19 protein-coding genes, 1 tRNA gene and 1 riboswitch are annotated in these 18352 nt (G+C 62.9%); of the genes, 10 read left to right on the top strand and 10 right to left on the bottom strand.

Translation table 11 applies throughout. The features are described 5' to 3' along the window. Positions 1-31: 31 nt before the first annotated feature. The gene (locus J5Y06_RS18200; RefSeq protein ID WP_209336614.1) at positions 32-934 is read left to right on the top strand and encodes a histone deacetylase family protein; all 903 of its coding nucleotides are present in this window, start codon (positions 32-34) and stop codon (positions 932-934) included. A gap of 4 nt (positions 935-938) precedes the next feature. On the opposite strand, the gene J5Y06_RS18195 is transcribed toward J5Y06_RS18200, so the two are convergent. Next, positions 939-1205 carry a DUF6460 domain-containing protein gene (locus J5Y06_RS18195; RefSeq protein WP_209336613.1) on the bottom strand — a complete coding sequence of 89 codons (267 nt, stop codon included), beginning with the start codon at positions 1203-1205 and terminating at the stop codon, positions 939-941. 158 nt (positions 1206-1363) lie between these two features. Here J5Y06_RS18195 and J5Y06_RS18190 point away from each other — a divergent pair. From J5Y06_RS18190 to J5Y06_RS18180, 3 genes are all read left to right on the top strand, one after another. Further along, positions 1364-1437: transfer RNA gene (locus J5Y06_RS18190), tRNA-Gly, on the top strand. Between the two features lie 174 nt (positions 1438-1611). Then, on the top strand, positions 1612-2616 hold the full coding sequence (locus J5Y06_RS18185) for an ornithine cyclodeaminase family protein (RefSeq protein ID WP_209336612.1): 1005 nt from the start codon (positions 1612-1614) through the stop codon (positions 2614-2616). 181 nt (positions 2617-2797) lie between these two features. Next, entirely contained in the window at positions 2798-3367 is a 570-nt protein-coding gene (locus J5Y06_RS18180; protein ID WP_209336611.1) for an SH3 domain-containing protein, read from the top strand. Between the two features lie 109 nt (positions 3368-3476). Here J5Y06_RS18180 and J5Y06_RS18175 read toward each other — a convergent pair whose 3' ends face one another. Continuing rightward, positions 3477-4559 carry a 2'-deoxycytidine 5'-triphosphate deaminase gene (locus J5Y06_RS18175; protein ID WP_245248078.1) on the bottom strand — a complete coding sequence of 361 codons (1083 nt, stop codon included), beginning with the start codon at positions 4557-4559 and terminating at the stop codon, positions 3477-3479. A 77-nt stretch (positions 4560-4636) separates the two neighbouring features. Then, a riboswitch (SAM riboswitch) is annotated at positions 4637-4714 on the top strand. A gap of 54 nt (positions 4715-4768) precedes the next feature. Between J5Y06_RS18175 and J5Y06_RS18170 the strand changes: the two genes are divergently transcribed. After that, complete coding sequence (locus J5Y06_RS18170) at positions 4769-5950, top strand: O-succinylhomoserine sulfhydrylase (protein ID WP_209336609.1); 1182 nt, start codon at positions 4769-4771, stop codon at positions 5948-5950. Between the two features lie 6 nt (positions 5951-5956). Here the strand turns inward: J5Y06_RS18170 and J5Y06_RS18165 are convergent, their stop codons facing one another. Then, positions 5957-6562, bottom strand: coding sequence for a CDP-alcohol phosphatidyltransferase family protein (locus J5Y06_RS18165; protein WP_209336722.1), 606 nt, complete (start codon positions 6560-6562; stop codon positions 5957-5959). A gap of 86 nt (positions 6563-6648) precedes the next feature. Here J5Y06_RS18165 and apaG point away from each other — a divergent pair, with 86 nt between their 5' ends. Then, positions 6649-7044 carry a Co2+/Mg2+ efflux protein ApaG gene (apaG, locus tag J5Y06_RS18160; protein WP_209336608.1) on the top strand — a complete coding sequence of 132 codons (396 nt, stop codon included), beginning with the start codon at positions 6649-6651 and terminating at the stop codon, positions 7042-7044. On the opposite strand, the gene J5Y06_RS18155 is transcribed toward apaG, so the two are convergent. From J5Y06_RS18155 to J5Y06_RS18145, 3 genes are read right to left on the bottom strand one after another with little or no spacing between them, the layout of a single operon-like run. Further along, positions 7041-8063: an Hsp33 family molecular chaperone gene (locus tag J5Y06_RS18155; RefSeq protein ID WP_209336721.1), complete on the bottom strand. Its 1023-nt coding sequence runs from the start codon at positions 8061-8063 to the stop codon at positions 7041-7043. The genes apaG and J5Y06_RS18155 overlap by 4 nt on opposite strands. Further along, positions 8032-8973 carry an ornithine carbamoyltransferase gene (argF, locus tag J5Y06_RS18150; protein WP_209336607.1) on the bottom strand — a complete coding sequence of 314 codons (942 nt, stop codon included), beginning with the start codon at positions 8971-8973 and terminating at the stop codon, positions 8032-8034. Before argF ends, J5Y06_RS18155 begins: the two co-directional genes overlap by 32 nt. Next, the gene (locus J5Y06_RS18145) at positions 8970-10163 is read right to left on the bottom strand and encodes an aspartate aminotransferase family protein (RefSeq protein ID WP_209336606.1); all 1194 of its coding nucleotides are present in this window, start codon (positions 10161-10163) and stop codon (positions 8970-8972) included. The genes argF and J5Y06_RS18145 overlap by 4 nt, the downstream gene beginning before the upstream one ends. A 413-nt stretch (positions 10164-10576) precedes the next feature. Here J5Y06_RS18145 and J5Y06_RS18140 point away from each other — a divergent pair, with 413 nt between their 5' ends. Then, positions 10577-11104 (top strand): GcrA family cell cycle regulator, encoded by a 528-nt coding sequence (locus J5Y06_RS18140; RefSeq protein ID WP_209336605.1) that lies wholly within the window; start codon positions 10577-10579, stop codon positions 11102-11104. A 23-nt stretch (positions 11105-11127) separates the two neighbouring features. Here J5Y06_RS18140 and J5Y06_RS18135 read toward each other — a convergent pair whose 3' ends face one another. Next, positions 11128-11949, bottom strand: a complete 822-nt coding sequence (locus J5Y06_RS18135; RefSeq protein WP_209336604.1) for a tetratricopeptide repeat protein — start codon at positions 11947-11949, stop codon at positions 11128-11130. 138 nt (positions 11950-12087) lie between these two features. On the opposite strand from J5Y06_RS18135, the gene J5Y06_RS18130 reads away from it, so the two are divergent. The 3 genes from J5Y06_RS18130 (at position 12088) to J5Y06_RS18120 (ending at position 14737) form a co-directional block, all read left to right on the top strand. After that, a complete protein-coding gene (locus tag J5Y06_RS18130; protein ID WP_209336603.1) occupies positions 12088-13464 on the top strand; it encodes a leucyl aminopeptidase family protein in 1377 nt (458 codons plus the stop codon). Positions 13465-13529: 65 nt separating this feature from the next. Further along, positions 13530-13880 (top strand): MarR family winged helix-turn-helix transcriptional regulator, encoded by a 351-nt coding sequence (locus J5Y06_RS18125; protein WP_209336602.1) that lies wholly within the window; start codon positions 13530-13532, stop codon positions 13878-13880. Beyond that, positions 13877-14737 (top strand): C40 family peptidase, encoded by an 861-nt coding sequence (locus J5Y06_RS18120; RefSeq protein WP_209336601.1) that lies wholly within the window; start codon positions 13877-13879, stop codon positions 14735-14737. The genes J5Y06_RS18125 and J5Y06_RS18120 overlap by 4 nt, the downstream gene beginning before the upstream one ends. 25 nt (positions 14738-14762) lie before the next feature. Here J5Y06_RS18120 and J5Y06_RS18115 read toward each other — a convergent pair whose 3' ends face one another. From J5Y06_RS18115 to J5Y06_RS18105, 3 genes are read right to left on the bottom strand one after another with little or no spacing between them, the layout of a single operon-like run. Beyond that, positions 14763-15794 (bottom strand): type II secretion system F family protein, encoded by a 1032-nt coding sequence (locus J5Y06_RS18115; protein ID WP_209336600.1) that lies wholly within the window; start codon positions 15792-15794, stop codon positions 14763-14765. Positions 15795-15804: 10 nt separating this feature from the next. Then, the gene (locus J5Y06_RS18110) at positions 15805-16809 is read right to left on the bottom strand and encodes a type II secretion system F family protein (RefSeq protein WP_209336599.1); all 1005 of its coding nucleotides are present in this window, start codon (positions 16807-16809) and stop codon (positions 15805-15807) included. 21 nt (positions 16810-16830) lie between these two features. Then, entirely contained in the window at positions 16831-18333 is a 1503-nt protein-coding gene (locus tag J5Y06_RS18105; RefSeq protein WP_209336598.1) for a TadA family conjugal transfer-associated ATPase, read from the bottom strand. Positions 18334-18352: the final 19 nt, after the last annotated feature.

Raw genomic sequence — 18352 nt, 5'->3', positions numbered from 1 at the left:
CTCCGCTCGGCGCGGCCTATCTCCCGAAGCAATGCGCCTGCCGATTGTTCATCATCCCGATTACGACGCCCGCTTCGAGCCCGGCCACCGCTTTCCCATGGGCAAGTACAGCGCCCTGATGCGTGAACTGGACGCGCGGGGGCTAGTCGGTTCCGACAATCTGTACCAGCCCGATCTGCTGCATCCCTCGCTGCTCAAGCTCGCCCACAGCCCGCTTTACGTGGATCAGGTCGTCGCCTGTGCCGTGCCGCCTGCCATCGAGCGGGACATCGGCTTTCCCGTGAGCGCGCGCGTGTCGCGTCGCGCGCAGCTCGCCACGGCCGGCACGCTGCTTGCCGCCCGGCTGGCGCTCCAAACCGGCCTGGCGTGCAACACGGCCGGTGGCAGTCACCATGCCCGCCACGCGCAAGGCGCCGGCTTCTGCACCCTCAATGACGTGGCGGTCGCCAGCCTCGTTCTCCTTGCGCACAGGGAGGTCGACCGAATTTTGATTGTTGATCTCGATGTCCACCAGGGTGACGGCACGGCCGACATCCTGGCCGATGAACCGCGCGCCTTTACCTTTTCCATGCATGGCGAGCGCAACTACCCAATTCAAAAGGCTCGGTCGGATCGTGACGTTCCCTTGCCGGACGGCACCGGAGATGACGCTTATCTGGACGTGCTCTCACGGCACCTTCCCGAGCTGATCACGGAACTCCGCCCCGATCTCGTTTTCTTTAACGCGGGTGTCGACCCTCACCATGACGACCGCCTTGGACGCCTTTCCTTGAGCAGCGATGGTCTGCGCCGCCGCGACCTTGCCGTTCTGCAAACCTGCCGCGACCGTTCCGTCCCGGTTTGCGGCGTCATCGGCGGCGGCTATTCCCGGGACATCGACGCTGTAGCAACGCGTCACGCGATTCTGTTTGAAACCGCCGCCAGTCTGGTTTGACGGGCTAGCGGCGCCAGTTCAGCAAGCGCAAAAGCAGGAAAACCGGGACCACGATAGCGGCGCCGAGCAGGAGATAACCCACAAAGCGATCCACGGCGAAGAAGCCCATGTTCCAGATGGCGTAGAAGACGTCGGTGATCTGCCCGATGATGTCCATCGGGGTCCAGTCGAACGCAGCCATGAGGATGCCGACCAGAAAGGAGACCACGACGAGCTTGATCAGGATCCGCAGCGGGCTGTCGCCCAGAAAACGCGTCAGAGTTCCCGACATGGATGGTTTGCCCTTCTTCGGCCCGTGCCGCCGGTTTGCGGCCCTTCGGCAGAGCAGATAAACATGCAGTCCGGCAGCATCAAGGCGCCACTTCTCAAGCGCTCAGGCAGCCTTCCACGTTGCGACGCACCCGCCGCCATGCTAGCAGTTTTACCTGCGCGGGTATGATGTAATGGTAGCCTGTCAGCTTCCCAAGCTGAACGCGCGGGTTCGATTCCCGCTACCCGCTCCAAAGCCCCTCCCAGACTCCAGGTCGAACGCATCAACGCCTGCCTGCGCATGCATAAATTAGGCGGCGTGTTCCGATGCTTCGCGCACCTTCACCCCTGTCTCGTCTTCAGCGGAACAGTGCTCTATCTTGTATAGACAAATACCCTTTCTCAACTTCAATGCCGCCGGAGACGACATGGACGCGATCAACTTCACCTTCCTCAATCGTTCCACCGTCGAACAGGCGGCCTTGAGCGACGATGAGATTCTTGCGGCCGTGGAAGCCGGCCTGAAGGCGCAGGGCGAGGGAGAAACGGTCATTGAGCCGCGGATGCACCTCGTCCCCGAAGACTCTGCCAAGGGCCACTTCAACGTCCTGCGCGGCTATGTGAAGCCGCTCGGCTATGCCGGCGTGAAGATCGTCGGGGACTTCGTGGACAACTACAAGCGCGGCCTGCCTTCCGAACTTGCGGTGCTCAATCTGTTTGATCCCGAAACTGGCGTTCTGCGCGCCATGCTTGACGCGACCTCCATCACGGACATGCGGACCGGCGCGATGACGGCCCTCGGCGCGCGCTATCTTGCCCGCAAGAACAGCAAGGTGCTTGGCCATATCGGTGCGCGCGGCACGGCGTACTGGAACGTGCGCCTTCTCAACCACCTCTACGACTTCGACGAGATCCGTGTTCATTCGCGGCGCCCAGAAAGCCGTGAAGCCTTTGCCCGCAAGCTCGAAGCCGATCTTGGCAAGCGCATCGTCGTGACCGACGATTGGGAAAGCTGCGTGCGCGACGCCGATATCGTGGTGGAAGCGTCGCGCCTGCCGGAACCGACGCCGCTGCTCAAGACCGAATGGATCAAGCCCGCCGCTTTTGTCGTGCCTTACGGGACGATGAGTGCCGTGGAACTGTCGCTCACCGACATCATGGACAAGATGGTGGTGGATGACTGGGGCCAGTGCCGCAAGGGCCTGCCCTACGGCGCCCTGCGCCCGCATGTGGAATCCGACCAGCTCACGGAAGACAACCTCCATGCCGAACTCGGCCAGATCGTTGCCGGCAAGAGGCCGGGCCGTGAAAACGACGAAGAAACCATCCTGTTCTGGCATCGCGGCCTGAGCCTCAGCGACATCGCGCTCGGCGATGCCCTGCTGAAGAAAGCGGCGCGCATGGGCCTCGGTCAGGAAATCAACTTCGCCTGAGGCGGCGTAGCGGGACGAGTACACGCGGGCGTTTTTTTGGGTCCCACTGTCTCGCTCCATCCCCTTCTCCCACATGAACTGAAACTGACAGGCCCATTCAGCGTTGGCTTAGCTCACGGCGCGTAAATGGAACCCATGACGCTGCCATTCGGTTTTGCGGGCTATTAGAGAAGAGGTTCTTATGAAGAAGACAATCTTGGGTGCGGCTGTTGTTCTGGCCGCGGCTGGCTTGCCCGGCATCGCTTCCGCCGCTTCAACGGCGATCGCCACAACAAACGTCAACCTGCGCGCTGGTCCGTCCACCGCTTACCCGGCCGTGAATGTCGTAGCGGCCGGCGATGATGTGCGCGTGTTCGGCTGCCTCAGCAACCGCTCCTGGTGCGACGTGGCTTATGGCCGCCAGCGCGGCTGGATGTCGTCCAACTATCTTGCCTACGTGGAAGCCGGTCGTCGTTACACCGGTCCGCGCGTGGTGACCCGAATTGGCGCCCCCACCATCAGCTTTTCGGTGGGCAACTATTGGGACAACCATTACCGCGGCCGCTCCTTTTATCGTGATCGTGCCCGGTGGGACCGCGATGATCGCCGCGAATGGCGCCAGGAGCGCCGGGAAGACCGTCGCGAGGCCCGTCAGGATCGTCGAGAAGACCGCCGCGAATGGCGCCAAGATCGGCGTGACGCCGAACGCGGCGACCGTTTCGAGGACCGTCGGGACCGCCGCGATCGCGACGAGGTCATCCGCCGCTACTAATCGGCCTCTGCTGAAAGGAAAAAGCGGGCTTCGGCCCGCTTTTCTTTTGTCCGTCAGCCACTTCTCCCGGCAGGGTTCAGCGTGGGATGCCTGAGCTTGCCCCCCCTCATCACCGGAAGTGCTTAGAAAGCTTCAAGCCTTGCGCCTGGTAGTTCGACTTCAGGTCGGCGCCGTAAAGCGCATCGGGACGCGATTGCATGTGCTCGTAAACGAGCCTCCCGACGATCTGGCCATGTTCGAGGATAAAGGGCACTTCGTGGCTGCGCACTTCCAGCACCGCGCGACTGCCGGTTCCGCCCGCCGCCGAATGGCCGAAGCCCGGATCGAAGAAGCCCGCGTAGTGGACGCGAAATTCGCCCACCAGCGGGTCGAAGGGCGTCATTTCGGCGGCGAACTCAGGCGGCACATGCACCGCTTCGCGGGATACCAGAATATAGAACTCGTCGGGATCCAGGATGAGTTCGCCGTGACCGCGATCATTGAGCGGTTCCCAGAAGTCGGCGGCGTCCTGTGCCCCGCGCTTGTCGACGTCCACGACCCCCGTGTGGTGCTTGCCGCGATAGCCGATCACACCGCCGCCGCTGCCTCGAAGATCGATCGACAGCGCGATGCCGCCACCCGTCACGTTGGGCACGTCGGACGCCACCAGCGTTTCGCGCGCATGGAGGTCGAGAAGCGCGGCGCCATCCAGAAGCGCGGCGCCGGTGCGGAAGCGGATCTGCGACAAACGTGACCCCGTGCGTACCACGATCGGAAAGGTGCGCGGGCTGACTTCGAGATAAAGCGGTCCGTTGTAGCCAGCCGGGATCTTGTCGAATTCCTGGCCGTGATCGGTCATCACGCGCGTGAAGATGTCGAGCCGGCCGGTTGAACTTTTCGGGTTTGCGGATGCGGCGACGTCGTTTGGCAGCGCCAGCACTTCCAGGAGCGGCACGATGTAGACGCAGCCGGTTTCCAGCACCGCGCCCGATCCGAGGTCGATCTCGTGCAGTTTCAGCCGCTCGAGCTTGGCTGCAACCGTATGGTCGCGGCCTGGAAGGAAGCTCGCCCGCACGCGATAGGCCCTCGCGCCGAGGCGCAGGTCCAGGCTTGCCGGCTGGATCTGGTCGGCGTCCAGCGCACGACCGCTCACCAGCGCGCCAGACTGAAACAAGGCAGCGATCTGCCGGTCTGGAAGGATACCTGGCCGCAACGTCCCTACTCCCGCGCACCGCGCGCGCGACAGGTCATTGCATGTGGTTGACGCAAACTGCAAGCTGGGTCTAAAGGAACACATCCCGTGGTGATTTGGCCGGTCGGCTTGCAGCCACGTTAAACAAGTCGCTAAAGGGCCGTGGGGGCGTTCAGCCTTTGGGACCGGTTGCGATCATGCGGCCGGTTTTTTTGTGTTTGGGAACGACGATGACGAACAGAAACTGGAAGCCCGCAACCACGCTCGTGCATGGCGGCACCAACCGATCGCAGTTCGGCGAAACCTCCGAAGCGATCTACCTGACGCAGGGCTTTGTTTATGACAGCGCGGAACAAGCGGAAGCCCGTTTCAAGGGCGAGGACGCGGGCTTCGTTTATTCGCGCTACGCAAATCCCACCAACGACACGTTCGAAAAGCGCATGTGCGCGCTGGAAGGGGCAGAGGACGCCCGGGCGACCGCATCGGGCATGGCGGCCGTCGCGGCCGCACTCCTGTGCAGCGTGAAAGCGGGCGACCATGTTGTTGCGGCTCAAGCCTTGTTCGGCTCCTGCCGTTGGATCGTGGAAACACTGATGCCGCGCTACGGGATTGAAACAACGCTGGTGGATGGCCGAGACCTTCAGGCGTGGGAACAGGCCGTGCGCCCCAACACGAAGCTGTTCTTCCTTGAAAGCCCGACCAATCCAACGCTGGAAGTCGTGGACATCGCGGCTGTTGCCAAGATTGCCAATGGCGCCGGTGCCCGCGTGGTGGTGGACAATGTTTTTGCCACCCCGCTGCAGCAAAAGCCGCTGGAGCTCGGCGCCCATGTGGTGGTCTATTCCGCAACCAAGCACATAGACGGCCAGGGGCGCTGTCTTGGTGGCATCGTGTTGTCGGACAAGAAGTGGATCGACGAAAACCTGCATGACTATTTCCGGCACACCGGGCCCAGCCTGTCGCCGTTCAACGCCTGGACGCTTCTGAAGGGGCTTGAAACGCTGCCGTTGCGGGTCAAGCAGCAAACGGAAAGCGCGGCCAAGATCGCAGACTTCCTGGCCGACCATCCGAAAGTTGCGAAGGTGCTTTACCCCGGCCGCAAGGATCACCCGCAGGCCGACATCATTGCGCGCCAGATGAAGGGCGGCTCAACGCTGGTTTGTCTGGAGCTGAAGGGCGGCAAGGGATCGGCCTTTAACCTGTCCAACGCCCTGGACATCATCCTGATTTCCAACAATCTCGGCGACGCGAAGAGCCTGATCACCCATCCGGCAACGACCACGCACAAGAACATGACAGCGGAAGCGCGGGCGCAAGTCGGCATCACCGATGGAACGCTGCGCTTGTCAGTGGGCTTGGAAGATCCAGTCGACCTCGTCGCCGATCTCGACCAGGCGCTCGCGCAAGCCTGATCCCGTTCAGCGAAAGGCGCGGGTCGCCAGAACGATCCGCGCCACCGTGGTATAAACCGTGACGGCCGCAAAGCCGTACGCCAGCACCGGGAACCAGCGCGGAAAAAGGCACATTGCCAGGAAAATCGCGATGGTTTCGGTGGCTTCAGCAAGGCCGGTGGTGAAGAACAGCGATTTTGGTCCGCGGGCGTCGCTCGCGAGCCCGCGCTTTTCATCCATGATCGCATAGGCCAGGAAACTGGCCCCATTCGCATAGAAGGCCGCGAGCAGAACGGCACCGGCCACACCATTCGCCTGTTGGTCTGCAACAACGAAGCCGAGCGGGATCAGCCCGTAAAAGGCGAAATCCAGCGTGATATCAAGAAAGCCGCCAAGGTCGGTCCGGCCGCGCCGCTTCGCCACGGCGCCATCGAGCCCGTCGCCCAGCCGGCTGATCAGCAGGAAAACTGCACCAGCCAGGAACCATCCATGCGCAACCGCGAGCGCCGCAGCCGCACCGACCGCAAAAGCGCCCCAGGTCACAGCGTTCGCGCTGACGCCAGCCCTTACCAGCCGGGCTGCCATTGCATCCAGAGCCGGGTCGATCTTCCTGCGCGCCCAGCCATCAAGCATGTCGCGCGCCACCGATTTCCGGCATCAGACCTTTGCCACGCCTGTCGAGGTTGAAGCCGCAGCACCCGAGGCCTAGCTCCCTTACCATGTACCGCGCCATCACCTTCGACATCGAAGTCACCGTAGAGCCTTTTTTCCTCGCCGATCGCTCTGATCCGGCGGCGAGCCAGTATGTATGGGCCTACCGAGTCACGATCGACAACCAGTCCGATCGGTGGGTCAAGCTTTTGGCGCGGCATTGGGAGATCACCGATGCGCGCGGCAAGGTGAACACCGTCGACGGGCCTGGCGTGATGGGCGAGCAACCGGAACTCGAGCCCGGCGACAGCTTCCAGTATACGTCGGGATGCCCGTTGACGACGCCATCCGGCTTCATGGTCGGGCGCTATGACATGCGCACGGCCGACGGCACGCTGTTCAGCGTCGACATCCCCGCCTTCTCGCTCGACATGCCAACGCCAGCAGGCCGGACGGTGAACTAGTTCTTGGCGACGAACTCCGCCGGGTCGAAATCGTAGCGCGTGGAGCAGAACTCGCAGCTCACATGGATGCGGCCGTCCGGCTCCGTGCTTTCCAGGATCTCTTCCGCAGAAAAGCCTTCGAGGATGCCGCGGATCTTGTCTGACGAACAGGAACAATCGTCGCGCACTTCGACGCTTTCGAACACGCGCACGCCATGTTCATTGAACAGGCGGAATAAAAGGCGCTCCGCGCCGACGGTCGGGTCAAACAATTCGTCGGGCTCGATTGTTTCCATCAGCGCCACGAGTTCAAGCCAGGCATTGTCTTCCGGCCCTTCGGCAATCTCCGTTTCCGTATCGCCGTCGCCACCCGGCAGGTCGCGAACCCTCAGCCGCTCCGGTGCCTGCGGCAGGAACTGCGCCAGCATGCCGCCGGCGCGCCAGCGCTCCTCCGCGCCGCCATCCCCCGGGATGATCTGCTTGGCCACGGCCAGCCGCACCTCGGTGGGGATTTGTTCGGATTGCCGGAAATAGATGCGGGCGACATCCTCGAACGAGGTGTTTTCCAACTGCACGATGCCCTGGTAGCGCTGCATGTGCATGCCCTGGTCGATTGTCAGGGCAAGAACGCCGCTGCCTAGGAGCTCGGCCGTGCTCGTGGTGTTTTCGGCGGTTGCCGCGGCCAGCCGCTCGTCATCGAAGCGGGCATAGCCTCGCACGGATGATGGGGAGGCGAAATCCGCGACAATCAGGTCGACGGGGCCATCCGTACGGGTTTGCAGGATGAACTTGCCTTCGAACTTCAGTGAGGTGCCGATTAGAACGGTCAGGACGATGGCTTCCGCCAGCAGCCGCGACACGACCTCGGGATAATCATGCCGCGCCAGGATGCTATCGATCATGGGGCCGAGCTGAACGGTACGGCCGCGCACGTCGAGCGGCGCTACCTCGAAGGGCACGACATGATCGTCCCCTGCGACGTCGAACTCACCCAATCGCGGAATCCTGTCAGCCAACTGGCTTTCCTTCCGCAGCAGCATCGAGGCCAAAGCACCAAGCCAGAACAGCCTTTTGCGCATGGAGCCGGTTTTCGGCTTCGTCAAAAACCACGGAATGCGGACCGTCGATCACCTCGTCCGTGACTTCTTCGCCGCGATGGGCCGGCAAGCAGTGCATGAACAAGGCTTCAGGACGCGCGCGGTCCATCAAGGCCTTGTTGACCTGATAGGGCAGAAACACGTTGTGCCCCCGCGCCTTGTCTTCGAAGCCCATCGACACCCAGGTGTCGGTCAGCACGCAATCCGCGCCGTCGACGGCTTCTTCCGCCGTTTTGGTGAAGGTGACCCGCCCGCCATTCGCATTCGCCCATTGCGTAAAGCGATCTACGGGCTCGCTGCCTGCGGGCACCGCCACGTTGAGGCGGAACTCGAAGCGCGCCGAAGCCTCGATCAGGGAATGCAGCACATTGTTGCCGTCGCCCGTCCAGGCAAACAGCTTGTCCTTCACGGACCCGCGATGTTCCTCATAGGTCATCACATCCGCCATCAGCTGGCATGGATGCGTTTCATCCGTCAAACCGTTGATCACCGGGATCGTCGCGTTTTCCGTCAGTTCCACGAGGCGGGCATGATCGGTGGTGCGGATCATGATGGCATCCACGTAGCGCGACAGGACCTTTGCGGTATCGGCAATCGTTTCGGAGCGGCCAAGCTGCATCTCCGTGCCCGTCAGCATGATGGTTTCACCGCCGAGCTGGCGCATGCCAACATCAAACGAAACGCGCGTACGCGTCGACGGCTTGTCGAAGATCATGGCCAGCGCCTTGCCCTCGAGCGGACGAGACCGCTCGCCCGCCTTCAGCTGCCGTTTGCGTGTTTCCGCATCCTGGAGAATGGCGCGCAGCGTTGCCGGTGCCATTGTGGCCAGGTCGGTAAAGTGCCTGACGCTCATGCTGCGGTTCCATGCGTGGCGTGCAGCTCTTCGGCCGCAGCGCGGATGCGTCCCAGCCCGTCGCGAATTTCCTCATCGCTCACCGTCAAGGGCGGCAGCAGGCGCACCACGTTGTCGCCGGCCGGAACGGCCAGGAACTTGTGGTCGCGCAATGCCGCATTCACTGTGCCGTTCGGCATGCGACACTTCAAGCCGAGCATGAGGCCGGAGCCGCGGATCCCTTCCACGACCTCGGGAAAGGTGTCGGCAATCTCGGCCAGACCCTGCTTCATGAGGTTGGCCTTGCGCGTGACCTCATCGAGGAAACCGTCTTCGAGAACCACGTCCAGCACCGCGTTGCCCACAGCCATGGCCAGCGGGTTGCCGCCGAAGGTGGTTCCATGCACGCCCGGCGTCATGCCCGATGCGGCGTCTTCGGTCGCGAGGCAGGCACCCACAGGGAAGCCGCCGCCGATGCCTTTGGCGATGGCCATCAGGTCCGGCGCGACACCGGACCATTCATAAGCGAACAGCTTGCCGGTGCGCCCAATGCCGCACTGGACCTCGTCGAAGATCAGCAGCAGGCCGTGCTCGTCGCACAGCGCGCGCAACTGGCTGAGATATTGCGCGCTTGCCGGCCGCAAGCCGCCTTCCCCCTGAACGGGCTCGATCAGGATCGCTGCCGTTTCCGGCGTGATGGCTGCCCGAACAGCCTCGATGTCGTCCCACCCCACCTGGTCGAAGCCCTCAACCTTGGGTCCGAAGCCTTCCAGATATTTTTCCTGGCCGCCGGCGGCAATGGTTGCCAACGTCCGGCCGTGGAACGCGCCCTGGAAGGTCAGGATGCGGAACCGGTCCGGCTGTCCTTTGACGAAGTGGTAGCGGCGAGCCGTTTTGATGGCGCATTCCAGCGCTTCGGCGCCTGAGTTGGTGAAGAAAACCTTGTCCGCGAACGTTGCCGCCACGAGCCGCTCGGCCAGACGCTCCTGCCCCGGTATCTGGTAAAGATTGGACGTATGCCAAAGCTTGCCCGCCTGCTCGTTCAGCGCCTGAACGAGATGCGGATGGGCGTGCCCGAGCGAATTCACGGCGATGCCGCCGGCGAAATCCAGGTAGCGCTCGCCATCCACCGTGATCAGCCAGGTGCCCTCGCCGCGGTCAAAAGCGAGAGGCGCCCGTGAAAAGGTCTGGTAAAGCGCCGATCCGGTCATAATCCCCATCCCCTGCCCGACTGTCGGGACTGCTCAAGGTGGCTTGCTGCAAAATCAAAAAGCCGCCCCAGGGCGGCTTGTTTGCGGCTATATTGGGTCTTTCCAAAATGATGTCAACGCGACGGCGCCTCAAGGAAAGCGACTCGCATGCTCGCGCGAACGAGTGCGCAACGAGGATTGCGCGAAGCTTGCAGCCGCGTCGGGCAAGTTGGGGAAAACTTCGAAAAGCGATTCGCTCGCCGCCGGGGACTCTTGTCACCGAGTCACGCGGTCATTAGTTTGTGCTTACGAGACAACTAGATTTCGTGCGGCGAACCTAGTCACCCGAATAGATGTAGTACATTCAACCGGTCAGATCGACTGGATGGATGATGGATTCGGCTTGCCGCACCGTCGGAACGGAGCGTGGAAACATGTGGACAGACGAGCGAGTTGAACTCCTCAAGAAGCTTTGGACTGAAGGTTTGAGCGCAAGCCAGATCGCGGCTCAGCTGGGAAGCGTCAGCCGTAACGCCGTGATCGGCAAGGTTCACCGGCTGAAATTGTCGAGCCGCGGCCGGGCAACGGCTGCTGCACCAGCGGCCAAGAAGAAGACGGTTGCGACCGCACCGGTCCAGAAGTCGGTTACAACGATGCGCTCGGTTGCCCAGCCGCAGCGGATCGTCACCGCTTCGGTCGGCGCCACCGCCCTTCAGGTTCAGTTCGACATGGAGCCGGCTGCGCAGCAGGTGATGCGCCCGACAAGCGATGTGGTGGTGCCGATTTCGCGCCGTTTGCATCTGGTGGAGCTCAGCGAGCGCACCTGCAAATGGCCAAACGGCGACCCTCTTTCCGAAGAGTTCAATTTCTGCGGCAATGACGCGAAGGACAGCAGCCCATACTGCGCCTATCACGCACGCGTCGCCTTCCAGCCCGTTGCCGAGCGTCGCCGCGCCCGCTAGGCGCGCTTTGAGCGCAAGCAGTCTCAGTTTGTGTTGCTGCGCTCCTTGTCTTCCTTCTTGAGATCGTTCCAGGCATTCTGCTGCGCCAGCATCTGGCGCAGGTAAGCCACGTTGGCTTGTGCCTGGTCAGCGGAAAGCTCCTGCTGCGCCAGGGCTTCGGCTTCCTGGAAACGCCCCTGCAAACCCACCACCAGCGCCAGGTTCTGGCGCACGCGGCTATCGGCGCCGGGCGCCGCGGCCGCTTCGCGCATGTGGGTTTCAGCGCTCTTCAGATCACCGTCCAGCACATAGGACATGCCGAGGTTGGAAAGCACGGACGCCTCGTTGGGCTTCAGCTCCAGGGCGCGGCGGTAAAGGCTGCGTGCTTCCTTGCGTTGACCGAGCTGGTCGAGGATGGCCGCTTCGGCACTCAACAGCCGCCAATCCGGATATTCCGGCGTTTGGGCGCGGCGCACAGCCTGCAAGGCGGGTTCGAACTGCCCATCGGCGGCCAGGGCCTTGCCATAGGCCGCAAGCACGTCCCGGTCCTTGGGATGATCAATCGCGGACTTGCGCATCACAGCAAGCGCTTGATCGGAGCTGCCATTCATCTGCAACACGGCAGCATAGCGCAACGCGGTTGCCTTGTCCGAGGGCTTCTTGCTGTAGGCCTGGCCGAGCTTAAGCGCGACGCGCTCCAGCTCGCTGCTGGACATCTGGGCGATCGGCTTCGCATTGCGATCCACCGAGCCGGTTGTTTCGCGGCTGACCGACGAGCACGACGCCACGCCGGCTGCCAGCGCCAGCGCCAGACCGACCCTGCTCCAGCGATTGCGGATTGAAATTGCGCGGCGATTCATGAACATCGGCAGCGGCCCCGTTTCGATGGTCCGGCCCCCGCCGGCTCCCGTCACCTGCCAGCAGTAATCCGTTAACCCTAACGGATCGTTAAACGAGAGCGGGGCGAACAAGCCCGCCGCGTTCAGGAGAGGATCATCCCACCCATGCCCGTCGAACTCGCCAGCAAGCGTTCTAGAGCCGCCCTGCCCGTCTACCTCGTGGGCCGGGGATCGGATCAGGATGTGCCCGAACTGACGCGCGACTGGGCTCGGTTGAACGATTTCACCGGCGAAGCGGGGCGGGTGTTGCTGATCCCCGGTGATCACGGGCGGCTTGTTGGCGCCTTGTGCGGCGTTGGCAGCTTGGAGGACGGCGGTTTGACCGCGCTGTCGACCGGTGCCCTTTCCCGCGCTCTTCCCGAAGGGGACTGGTATCTTGCACCCAACGACACGGCCGATATCGGCCTTGCCACGCTCGGCGTTCTGCTTGGCGGCTATGCCTTCACGCGCTACGGCAAGAAACCGGGCCGCACGATCAACCTTTTTGCCGGAGGCGCGGACCGCGTCCAGCTCAACCGCATTGCCGACGGGGTGTTTCTGGCGCGTGACCTGATCAACACGCCAGCCAACGACATGGGGCCGGCCGAGCTCGAAGACGCAGCACAAGCGCTTGCGAAGCGCTTCCGGGCCAAGGTGGAGGTCACCAAGGGGGATGCACTCCTGAAGGCGAACTTCCCGATGATCCATGCCGTCGGGCGCGCTTCTGCACAGGCGCCCCGCTTGATCGACCTCAGCTGGGGCAAGAGAACCGCGCCGAAGGTCACTTTGGTGGGGAAGGGCGTATGCTTCGATACTGGCGGCCTCGACCTCAAGCCCGCCAGCAACATGCTCCTGATGAAAAAGGACATGGGGGGCGCGGCCAATGTGCTCGGCCTCGCGTCCATGCTGATGGCCGCCAAGTTGAACATTCGCCTGCGCGTCCTGATCCCCGCCGTGGAAAATGCAGTTTCAGCCAATGCCTTCCGCCCGAGCGACGTGCTGCAAAGCCGCAAAGGCATCAGCGTGGAAGTCGGAAACACGGACGCGGAAGGTCGCCTCGTTCTGGCGGATGCATTGGCCTTGGCGGATGAAGAAAGTCCCGACCTCCTGATCGACATGGCAACGCTCACCGGTGCGGCGCGCGTGGCGCTTGGGCCCGAGGTGCCGCCGTTCTTCACCGACGACACGACGCTTGCTTTCAACCTCGCCTCCGCCGCGGAAGCCGTCGCAGATCCGTTGTGGCGCCTGCCGCTCTACAAGCCCTACGCTTCGCGGCTTTCTTCCAAAATCGCCGACACAAACAACGTCAATGCCGATGGCATGGCCGGTGCGGTCACGGCGGCTTTGTTCCTGAAAAAGTTCGTCGAAAAGGCCCATTGCTGGGCTCATTTCGACATCTATGGCTGGTGCCCGAGCGACAAGCCCCATTGCCCGACGGGCGGTGAAGCGCAGGGCATCCGCGCCCTGGAACATTACCTGACACGTCGCTTCGGCTCCGCGTGACCGCTTGCCGACACCGCTCACCTTCGCTACTTGATACGGAACCGTAACGACCGAGATTGTTCTGCATGCCGGTCACGCTCCGTCCAGGTCAGGCGCTCGGCCTTTGGCGTGAAGTCACGCTGGCGCAGGTCGTGGACGATGCACCGGATCTGACCATCCGGCAGTTGGCGATCCTGCTCACCGTCTACCTTGAGCCGCCGCCGCACACGATCCGCGGTCTGGCCGCGCGGCTGCAGGTCACAAAACCGGTGATCACCCGGGCGCTGGATACGATGGGCGCCATGAAGCTCGTGGCACGCCACCGCGACGAAGCCGACAAGCGCAACGTTCTCGTGCGTCGTACCGTTGAGGGTTCACTGTTCGTTGAAAAGATTGGCGACACCATCATCGCCAAAGCACGGGAATTGCCGACATGACCGCCTTGGACCGCCGCCTCCACGCTTTTCGACCCGATCTGGCGGATACCCGCCTGCAGGGGCAGGTGGAGGCCGACGCTTTCGTGGAAGGGCAGCCGGCGCGCATCGTTGTTCCCGTTGCCGATCTTTTGCGCGAACCCCAGTTGGAAGCAGGGCTGGACACGCAGGTCCTGCATGGCGAAGACGTGCGGGTATTTGAACAGCGCGACGGCTTTGCCTGGGTGCAGGCGCAGGACGGCTATGTCGGCTACCTAGAGGCGGAGGCACTGGCGCCGGTGCTGGGAACGCCCACCCATGTCGTCGCTGCACCGCGCACCTTCGTTTATGCGGGACCGGACTTGCGGTTTCCCCGCCGGCGCGCCTTGTCGCTCGGCAGCGTCGTCCAGGTGACGGAGGAAGCCGAAACCCGCGGAACGGAATATTCGCTGCTTGAAACCGGCGAAGCTCTCATCACAAAGCACTTGCAACCGCTTCCCTACGCCGTGCTCGATTATGTGGATGTGGCCGAAAGCCTTCTGAACACTCCTTATCTCTGGGGCGGCGCATCGGCGTTCGGCATCGACTGCTCAGGCCTCGTCCAGCTCGCCATGCGGATGGCCGGCATGTTTGCATTGCGCGACACCGACATGCAGGCCAGCACGATCGGGGAGCCGATTGGACCCGGACCCGACTACTCGCTCCTCAAGCGCGGAGACCTCGTGTTCTGGAAAGGCCATGTGGCGATCGTTGCCGGTCCGGACGAGATTGTGCATGCAAGCGGGCACACAATGTGCGTGACCCGCGAATCCCTCGCTGGTGCGGTACAGCGTATCGGCTACCTTTACGGTGCGCCGACTGCATTCCGGCGGCCTGGCTAGCCGCGCACACAGCTTCCCCAATCCTTTAGTTAGCCGGGCGCGCTGCTTCGCCTGAGCCGAACCGCTCGGATACCTGGATCCCGGCAGGCCCAAGGATCACGCCGAACAGAACCGGCAGGAAGAACAGGATCATCGGAACGGTAAGCTTCGGCGGCAGCGCGGCGGCCTTTTTTTCGGCCGCGTTCATGCGCAACTCGCGGCTTTCCTGCGCCAGCACGCGCAGCGCGTGTGACACGGGCGTTCCGTAGCGTTCCGCCTGGATCAACGCCTGGCTGACGCTCTTCACCGACTCCAATCCCGTGCGGTTCGCCAGGTTTTCATAGGCCTGGCGCCGTTCCTGCAGGAAGGACAACTCGGCGTTGGTCAGCACGAATTCTTCCGCGAGCTCGTGCGACTGCACGCCGATCTCGTCGGCGACCTTGCGGAACGCGGCTTCGATCGACATGCCGGATTCCACACAGATCAGCATCAGGTCGAGCGCGTCCGGCCACGCTGTCTGGATCGACGTCTTGCGCTTGGACGCGCGGTTGGTGACGTAAAGCACCGGCAGGTAAAAGCCGGCATAGGCGGACAGGATGCAAACAAACAGCTTGATGAAGAAGGGCTTTTCGGCGAGCCCGCCCATGACGAAGATGTAGAACAGCGCCAAGGCAAGTCCGACAAACGGCAGCACAAGGCGGAAAAACAGGAACCGCGTCATCGGGTTCTGACCGCGAAAACCCGCCATGCGCAGCGAGTTCATGGTGCCTTCGTCGGCCAAGGCGCGGCGCAGGTCGAGCCGGTCCACCACCGCGCGCATGCCGACCGATTGTTCTTCGCGCAGCGACCCGGCGGCCGCGCCTGTGCGGCGGCGACGATCCGATTCTGCGGCAAGGCGGGCACGCTGCCGGGCGCGCAACTCGTCACGCTCCAGGGCAACCGACTTCATGCGCTGCTTCAGCGGGGAGCCGCTGAACGCCGGCAGGGCTGTGTAAATGGTGGCGAAAACCGCCAGCGATACGAGCAGCGCAATGGCAACCGCGGGATCTTCGACAATGGAATAGATCGCATCCAGCATGGCGTACGCCTCACACTTCGAAGTTGATCATGTTGCGCATCACCAGAAGCCCGATGGACATCCAGACCCCGGAAACAAGCAGGATGAGATTGCCTGTGCTCGTTGTAAAGAGCGGCATGATGTAGGCCGGGCTCGAGATATAAACGAGAAAGGCAACGATAAAGGGCAGCGCGCCGATGATGGCCGCTGATGCCTTTGCTTCCATCGACAAAGCCTGCACCTTGGCTTTCATGCGCTTGCGGTCACGAATGACGCGGGACAGGTTGCCGAGCGCTTCCGACAGGTTGCCGCCCGCCTGGCTTTGGATCTGGATCACGATGCCGAAGAAGTTGGCTTCCGGGCACGGCATGGTTTCGCCCATGCGCATGGAGGCTTCCGGGATCGACATGCCGAGCTGCTGCGCTTCCACAATCCGGCGGAACTCGCCTTTCACCGGCTCGCGCGCTTCATGGGCAATCAGGCGAATGCCGTCGTTGAGCGGCAAGCCGGATTTCACCGCGCGCACGATCACGTCGAGGGCATTGGGGAACTCGTTGAGGAAGGCCTTCACGCGGCGCTTGCGCTTGAAGGACACGTACCAGCGCGGGATGCCAAGCCCGCCCACAAGAAGCGCGCCTGGGACAACATAAAGCGGCGCACCGAGCACAAAGGCGGCGACGGCGAGAACGACACCGGTCAGCGCGGAATACAGATAGAACTGCTGCATGGAAACCGTCATGCCCGCCTGACGGATCTGGATCTTCAGCGGCGGCTTCTTGGTGTTGGCGTCGCGGATTTTCTGCTTCTCGTCGAGGTCCTTCAGCGAGTCCTGCACGGACTTACGCCGCTTGGCGACCTCCTGCTGGCGGTCGCGCGTCGCCTTGATCGCGGCACGCGTGGTTTCGGCCGCCTTGACCGTTTCCAGTCGCTTGCCTGCGTTTCGTTCATCCGCGATGCGGTTGAACAGGAAAACATACGCCAGCAGGCCGGCGCTCAGGCCAGCCAGCAAAATGAAGAGCAGGATTGGAGCATCCATCGTCGCGGCCTATCTGCGGCCTCAAGCGGCCCGCTTCTCCATGGCTTCCAGCGCAGCGGCAAGCCGCGCTTCCTCGCCGTAATATCGCGCACGATCCCAGAAGGCGGGACGCCCGATGCCCGTCGACACGTGCTCGCCGATCAAGCGGCCGTTCTGGTCTTCGCCCTTGATGTTGTAGAGGATCAGATCCTGGGTGATCACGACGTCGCCTTCCATGCCCACCACCTCGGTGACATGGGTGATGCGGCGGGACCCGTCGCGCAGGCGCGCGGCCTGGATGATCACGTCCACCGAGCCGACCACGATTTCGCGCACCGTCTTTTGCGGCAGCGAGTAACCGCCCATCGCGATCATGGACTCGATACGGTTCAGGCATTCGCGCGGCGAGTTGGAGTGGATTGTGCCCATGGAGCCGTCATGGCCCGTGTTCATCGCCTGCAGGAGGTCGAATACCTCCGGTCCGCGCACTTCGCCGACGATGATGCGTTCAGGCCGCATGCGCAGGCAGTTCTTCACGAGGTCGCGCATGGTGATCTCGCCCTCGCCTTCCAGGTTCGGCGGACGGGTTTCGAGACGCACCGTATGCGGCTGTTGCAGCTGCAATTCGGCGGAGTCTTCGCAGGTGATGATGCGCTCGTCGCGGTCGATGTAGTTGGTGAGGCAGTTGAGCAGCGTCGTCTTGCCTGAACCGGTACCGCCGGAAATCACCACATTGCAGCGGACGCGGCCGATGATCTTCAGGACCTCCGCGCCTTCCGGCGAAATGGCGCCGAAGCGGACGAGCTGGTCGAGTGTCAGCTTGTCCTTCTTGAACTTGCGGATGGTGAGCGCAGTGCCGTCGATGGCAAGCGGCGGAGCAATCACGTTAACACGCGAGCCGTCCGGCAGGCGCGCATCGCAGATCGGGGAGCTTTCGTCCACGCGGCGGCCGACTTGGCTCACGATGCGCTGGCAGATGTTGAGCAGCTGCTGGTTGTCGCGGAAGCGGATGCCGGTCTGCTCGACCTTGCCGTTGACTTCGATGAAGACCTGCTTGGCGCCGTTGACCATGATGTCGGCGATGTCGTCGCGCGCCAGAAGCGGCTCGAGCGGGCCGTAACCAAGCACGTCGTTGCAAATGTCTTCGAGCAGTTCTTCCTGCTCGGCGATCGACATCGCGAAGTTCTTGATCGCGATAATGTCGTTGACGATGTCGCGGATTTCTTCGCGGGCCGAATCCGGGTCGAGCTTGGCGAGTTGCGACAGATCGATGGTGTCGATCAGCGCAGAAAACACCTGGCTCTTGGTGTCGTAGTAGCTTTCCGAACGTTCGCGATTGCCGCGGCGCGGCGCTTCCGGCACCATCGGCGGGGCTTCCACCACCCGTCGTGGCGCGGCGGCGGCGGCCGGCGCGGCTGGCGCAGCGGTGGCGGCAGCGCCGTCCCCTTCCGGCTCGCGCGGGGCTGCCGGAACCGGCGTGCTTGCGGGTGGCCGAAAAGCTGGGAGCTCTTTCGTTCCGCTGTCGCTGCCTCTTCTACCGAACATCGGCTGCTACTCCTGCACG

Source organism: Tianweitania sediminis (assembly GCF_017813335.1).
Lineage (GTDB): Bacteria > Pseudomonadota > Alphaproteobacteria > Rhizobiales > Rhizobiaceae > Tianweitania > Tianweitania sediminis.
The sequence above is the reverse complement of the archived record's forward strand: the minus strand, read 5'-3'. Positions and strand labels throughout refer to the sequence as shown.

What these genes read in the sequence shown, in the direction of transcription:
- J5Y06_RS18200 (WP_209336614.1), top strand. Translation starts at nt 32, where the DNA reads ATGCGCCTGCCGATTGTTCATCATCCCGATTACGACGCCCGCTTCGAG.
- J5Y06_RS18195 (WP_209336613.1), bottom strand. Translation starts at nt 1,205, where the DNA reads ATGTCGGGAACTCTGACGCGTTTTCTGGGCGACAGCCCGCTGCGGATC.
- J5Y06_RS18185 (WP_209336612.1), top strand. Translation starts at nt 1,612, where the DNA reads ATGGACGCGATCAACTTCACCTTCCTCAATCGTTCCACCGTCGAACAG.
- J5Y06_RS18180 (WP_209336611.1), top strand. Translation starts at nt 2,798, where the DNA reads ATGAAGAAGACAATCTTGGGTGCGGCTGTTGTTCTGGCCGCGGCTGGC.
- J5Y06_RS18170 (WP_209336609.1), top strand. Translation starts at nt 4,769, where the DNA reads ATGACGAACAGAAACTGGAAGCCCGCAACCACGCTCGTGCATGGCGGC.
- J5Y06_RS18165 (WP_209336722.1), bottom strand. Translation starts at nt 6,562, where the DNA reads ATGCTTGATGGCTGGGCGCGCAGGAAGATCGACCCGGCTCTGGATGCA.
- apaG (WP_209336608.1), top strand. Translation starts at nt 6,649, where the DNA reads ATGTACCGCGCCATCACCTTCGACATCGAAGTCACCGTAGAGCCTTTT.
- J5Y06_RS18155 (WP_209336721.1), bottom strand. Translation starts at nt 8,063, where the DNA reads ATGCTGCTGCGGAAGGAAAGCCAGTTGGCTGACAGGATTCCGCGATTG.
- argF (WP_209336607.1), bottom strand. Translation starts at nt 8,973, where the DNA reads ATGAGCGTCAGGCACTTTACCGACCTGGCCACAATGGCACCGGCAACG.
- J5Y06_RS18145 (WP_209336606.1), bottom strand. Translation starts at nt 10,163, where the DNA reads ATGACCGGATCGGCGCTTTACCAGACCTTTTCACGGGCGCCTCTCGCT.
- J5Y06_RS18140 (WP_209336605.1), top strand. Translation starts at nt 10,577, where the DNA reads ATGTGGACAGACGAGCGAGTTGAACTCCTCAAGAAGCTTTGGACTGAA.
- J5Y06_RS18135 (WP_209336604.1), bottom strand. Translation starts at nt 11,949, where the DNA reads ATGTTCATGAATCGCCGCGCAATTTCAATCCGCAATCGCTGGAGCAGG.
- J5Y06_RS18130 (WP_209336603.1), top strand. Translation starts at nt 12,088, where the DNA reads ATGCCCGTCGAACTCGCCAGCAAGCGTTCTAGAGCCGCCCTGCCCGTC.
- J5Y06_RS18125 (WP_209336602.1), top strand. Translation starts at nt 13,530, where the DNA reads ATGCCGGTCACGCTCCGTCCAGGTCAGGCGCTCGGCCTTTGGCGTGAA.
- J5Y06_RS18120 (WP_209336601.1), top strand. Translation starts at nt 13,877, where the DNA reads ATGACCGCCTTGGACCGCCGCCTCCACGCTTTTCGACCCGATCTGGCG.
- J5Y06_RS18115 (WP_209336600.1), bottom strand. Translation starts at nt 15,794, where the DNA reads ATGCTGGATGCGATCTATTCCATTGTCGAAGATCCCGCGGTTGCCATT.
- J5Y06_RS18110 (WP_209336599.1), bottom strand. Translation starts at nt 16,809, where the DNA reads ATGGATGCTCCAATCCTGCTCTTCATTTTGCTGGCTGGCCTGAGCGCC.
- J5Y06_RS18105 (WP_209336598.1), bottom strand. Translation starts at nt 18,333, where the DNA reads ATGTTCGGTAGAAGAGGCAGCGACAGCGGAACGAAAGAGCTCCCAGCT.